This is a genomic window from Cellulomonas massiliensis JC225 (assembly GCF_000312005.1).
Taxonomy (GTDB): Bacteria; Actinomycetota; Actinomycetes; order Actinomycetales; family Cellulomonadaceae; genus Cellulomonas; species Cellulomonas massiliensis.
The window spans coordinates 1,122,909-1,127,148 of record NZ_HE978588.1; the positions used below are offsets into that span (position 1 = coordinate 1,122,909).

General features: G+C 76.9%; 3 protein-coding genes, 2 tRNA genes and 2 pseudogenes. 6 read left to right on the top strand and 1 reads right to left on the bottom strand.

The window, feature by feature from the left end; translation table 11 throughout:
* From HGCM_RS19685 to HGCM_RS05380, 6 genes and pseudogenes are all read left to right on the top strand, one after another.
* Positions 1 to 451: pseudogene (locus HGCM_RS19685) on the top strand (hypothetical protein); the annotation flags it as partial.
* Positions 451 to 1,035, top strand: coding sequence for a YdeI/OmpD-associated family protein (locus tag HGCM_RS05360; RefSeq protein WP_019135846.1), 585 nt, complete (start codon positions 451 to 453; stop codon positions 1,033 to 1,035). The pseudogene HGCM_RS19685 and the gene HGCM_RS05360, both read left to right, overlap by 1 nt.
* Before the next feature lie 72 nt (positions 1,036 to 1,107).
* On the top strand, positions 1,108 to 2,391 hold the full coding sequence (locus tag HGCM_RS05365) for a threonine/serine exporter family protein (RefSeq protein WP_019135847.1): 1,284 nt from the start codon (positions 1,108 to 1,110) through the stop codon (positions 2,389 to 2,391).
* A gap of 77 nt (positions 2,392 to 2,468) precedes the next feature.
* Positions 2,469 to 2,558, top strand: a tRNA-Ser gene (locus tag HGCM_RS05370).
* Positions 2,559 to 2,694: 136 nt separating this feature from the next.
* Positions 2,695 to 2,767 (top strand) — tRNA-Arg (locus HGCM_RS05375).
* 238 nt (positions 2,768 to 3,005) lie between these two features.
* Positions 3,006 to 4,001: a type IV toxin-antitoxin system AbiEi family antitoxin domain-containing protein gene (locus tag HGCM_RS05380; protein WP_019135848.1), complete on the top strand. Its 996-nt coding sequence runs from the start codon at positions 3,006 to 3,008 to the stop codon at positions 3,999 to 4,001.
* A gap of 54 nt (positions 4,002 to 4,055) precedes the next feature.
* On the opposite strand, the pseudogene HGCM_RS19690 reads toward HGCM_RS05380, so the two are convergent.
* A pseudogene (locus HGCM_RS19690) lies at positions 4,056 to 4,240 on the bottom strand (hypothetical protein); the annotation flags it as partial.

A 4,240-nucleotide genomic window follows, 5' to 3' on the forward strand; every position in this document is an offset into this window, starting at 1 on the left:
TCGAGGCGCGTCCGTCACGGACCTGGCCGCCGAGCGCGCGCGGCGGGCGCGGCGCCGCGAGGCCGAGCGGCGGCTGGCCGCGGCGGAGAAGGCCTGGAGCGCCCTGGAGAGCGTCGCGGAGCGCGCGCGGGCACGCCGCGAGGAGGCGCAGGGCAAGCTCGACGACGCGGGCGACCGGCTCGTCCGGGCGCAGCAGGACGCCACCGAGGCGGAGGCCGAGCAGGAGGAGCGCGCGCGCGAGCTCGTCGAGGCGCGGCGCCGGCACACGGCCGCCCAGGCGCGCGCCACCCGGGCGCAGGAGGCCGTGACGAAGGCCCGGACCCGCGAGAACGACCGGCGCAAGACCCTCACCGCCGCCGAGAAGGAGCTGCGGCAGGCCGAGAAGGAGGCTGCGCGCGCCCGCGCGGAGCGGGACCGGGTACAGGCCCAGGTCGACGAGGAGGACGGCTGATGGCGGCTCGGGACGACGCGCCCCTGGTGCACGCGGAGACGACCGCGCAGTGGCGCGCGTGGCTGGAGGAGAACCACGCCGGCCCGGTGCCCGGGGCCTGGCTCGTCTTCTGGAAGCCCGCGACGGGTCGGCCGCGGGTGTCGTACGACGACGCGATCGTCGAGGCGCTGTGCTTCGGCTGGATCGACTCCCAGGCCCGCTCGCTCGACGACGAGCGCTCGGCGCTGTGGTTCACGCGCCGGCGCCCGGGCAGCGGGTGGTCCGCCTCGAACAAGCGCCGGCTCGAGCTCATCGCCGAGCGCGGCGGGATGACGCCGGCCGGCCAGGCGGTCGTGGACGCGGCGAAGGCCGACGGCTCGTGGTCCGCCCTCGACGACGTCGAGAACCTCGTCGTCCCGGACGACCTGCGCGCGGCGCTGGACGCGCACGGCGCCCGCGCCGCGTGGGACGGGTTCACGGAGTCCGCCCGCCGCCTCGTCCTGCGCTGGGTGCTCGACGCGCGCCGTCCCGAGACCCGCGCCGCCCGGATCGAGGAGACCGCCCGCCTCGCCGCGCAGGGCGTCCCGGCGCGCGCCCAGCGCTGAGCGGGCGCACCTCACAGCCCACCCGGGACCGCCGACCCGTGCGCCCGCGCGGGCGCACGCCATGATGGGCCCGTGGCGTCCACCGTCCCCGACCACGACGAGCTCGAGCTCATCCGGCGCTCCGGCCTCGCGCTGCGCGTCGGACGCCTGAGCCTGTCCGCCGGGACCGGGTCGTACCGGGTCAAGGCGTCGATGCTGCGGCTCGCCCGCGCGATGGGCGTCGACCGGCACGAGGCGCACGTGACCCTCACCGAGATCACGACGACCTCGCACCGCGGCCGGTCGTTCCGCACCGAGGTGACCGAGGTGCGCGCGGTCGGCATCAACGCCGACCGGCTGTCCGAGATCGAGCGCTCGGTGTCGCGCTTCGAGGCCGAGCGCGTGGCGACGGGGCGCGAGGTCGATCCCGACGACGTCGAGGCGGAGCTCGACCGGATCGCCACCAAGCCGCTGCTGTGGCCGACGGTGCTCAACGCGCTGTGGGCCGGCGTCGCGTGCGCGGCGTTCGCGTTCCTCAACCACGGCGGCGCGGTCGAGGTGCTCGGCGCGCTCGTCGGGGCCTTCGCCGGCCAGTACCTGCGGCGGACGCTGCTGCACCGCGGGCTCAACCAGTTCGGCGTCACGATGCTCGCGGCGGCGCTCGCGCTGCTCGTCTACCTCGGCTTCGTCGAGCTCGTCGACCTCACCGGGGCGGTCTCCGGCCCGCACGAGGCGGGCTACGTCTCCGCCGTCCTGTTCCTCGTCCCCGGGTTCCCGCTCGTCGCGGGCGCGCTCGACCTCGCCCGGCTGGACTTCTCCGCCGGGATCTCCCGCCTGACGTTCGCCGTGATGATCCTCGTCTCCGCCGCGCTGGCCGTGTGGGCGTTCTCCGCCGTCGCCGGGCTCGCGCCCGACCCGCCCGCGGCCCCGACGCTCGAGCCGGGCGTCCTGCTGCTGCTGCGGTTCGTCGCGAGCTTCGTCGCCGTGCTCGGGTTCGCGCTCATGTTCAACAGCCCGTGGGCGATGGCCCTGGCGGCCGCCACCGTCGGGATGCTCGCCAACGTCGCGCGCGTGTACGCGGTCGACGCCGGGCTCGTCCCGCAGGCCGCCGCCGCGGGGGCGGCGCTCGTCGTCGGCGTCCTCGCCGCGTGGTGGGCCCCGCGCATCGGCGTGCCCCGCGTCACGCTCTCCGTGCCCGCGGTCGTCGTCATGGTGCCCGGCGTCGCGGCCTACCGAGCCGTCTTCCACCTCTCGAACGGGGAGACGACGCGCGCGCTGGTGTACGGGTTCGAGGCGGCGCTCGTCGTCGTCGCGCTCTCGATCGGGCTGGCCGCCGCCCGCATGCTCACCGACCGCTCGTGGGGCTACGAGCACTGACCGTGGAGGGTCCCGCCGCAGGTCGGAGGCCGCTTTGGAGACCGGCCCGCTGCCCGGGTACCCTGTGCTACCACCTGGGAGACGTCGCATAGCCAGGTCTAGTGCGCGGCCCTGCTAAGGCCGTGAAGGGGTCAACCCTTCCGTGGGTTCAAATCCCACCGTCTCCGCGTCGCGAAGGCCCGGTCCACGAGGACCGGGCCTTCGTCGTGCCCGGCGCCGCGCGCGACCGCGACGGGCGTCACGTCCGATCGAGTTGGGAGAAGGCGGCCGGTCCCCGTATAGTCGTCCCCGGCCGATGGCCATGCGCCCGTAGCTCAACGGATAGAGCATCTGACTACGGATCAGAAGGTTGGGGGTTCGAATCCCTTCGGGCGCACTCGTTGAGACAGCGACGCGAAGAGCCGCACTGCCCAGCAGTGCGGCTCTTCGCGTTCCTGCGTGCGCGGGCGCCCGGCCGCCCGCGCCCGCCCTCCGCCCTCCCGTCCGCCCGCGCATCCGCTCGGTGTGGGGTTTGTCGTCCTGAGGGCGACGAACCCCACACGTAGCTTGGTCGCGGGCGCGCAGGGCTGTGGACGGCGGGCTTCGAGAGGTCCGGGGGCGGGACGATCGGCGGCGTGACGTACGCCCGCGGGTCCGAGGCGGTGCCGCTCGGGCGGCTGGCGGCGGCGATCGCGCCCGACGCCGCTGCGGTGCTGCGCCGGCAGGACGGGGTGGCGACGACCGCGCAGCTCGCCGCGTGGGGGGTGTCCCGGCAGGTCGCCGCGGCGCGCGTCCGGACGGGTGAGTGGCAGCGCCTGCACCAGGGCGTGCTCGTCGTGCACGCCGGCCCGCTCGCGTGGCGCCAGCGGGCCCGGGCGGCGCTGCTGTACGCGGGGCCGGGCGCAGCGCTCTCGCACCGCGCGGCGGGGCACGTGCACGGGGTCGTCGCGGCGCCGGCCGTCGTCGACGTCGCCGTGCCCCGGGCTCGCACGGTCGAGCCGCAGGCGGGGGTGCGGGTGCGACGTCGCGAGGTGCCCTTCGCCGGCGGGCGGCTGCGCGCGATCAACCAGGACGACACGGTCGTGGACCTCGTGGCGGCCGCGGCGAGCGACGACGAGGCGGTCGGGCTGCTGTGCGACGCCGTCCGCGCGGGGGTGCTGCCCGGTCGCGTCCTCGTCGCGGCGGGCGAGCGGCAGCGGCTGCGGAACCGCCGCCTGCTGCTCGAGGTGCTCGACGCCGTCGGCGAGGGCGTCGAGTCGCCGCTGGAGCACCGCTACGCCCGCGACGTCGAGCGGGCGCACCGCCTGCCGCGGGCCCGGGCCCAGCGCCGGGAGCGCGTGGACGGCCGATGGATCCGGGCGGACCGCGTGTACGAGGGCCTCGGCGTGCGCGTCGAGCTCGACGGCCGGCTCGCCCACCCGTCCGGGCGGACCGACGCCGACGTCTGGCGGGACAACGCGGTGGTCCTGGCGCACGCCGAGCTCACGCTGCGGTACCGGTGGTCGCACGTCGCGGTGGAGCCCTGCCGGACGGCGCGCCAGGTGGGCGCGGCCCTGCGCGCGGGCGGCTGGCGATCGGCGCCGTCCCGCTGCTCGGCGGGGTGCCCGGTGCGCGGCGGGGACGCTGTGTGAGGACTTCGTCGCCGCTACGGCGACGAAGTCCTCACACAGGGCGCGAGAGCGGCGTCAGACGCGGCGGCGGCGGGTCGTGACGACCAGCGCGGCGCCCGTCGCGAGGAGCGCCAGCGCGACGAGGGCCAGCGGTGCCGCCGGCAGGCCGGTGGCGCCGAGCTCGGCCGGCCCGGAGGCGCCGGGCGCCGCTGCGCCGTCGTCGCCCGCGGAGCCGCCGTCGTCGGAGCCGCCGTCACCCG

Bases quoted from the DNA above. Each gene is read 5' to 3' on its own strand.
- HGCM_RS05360 (WP_019135846.1), top strand. From the start codon at position 451: ATGGCGGCTCGGGACGACGCGCCCCTGGTGCACGCGGAGACGACCGCG.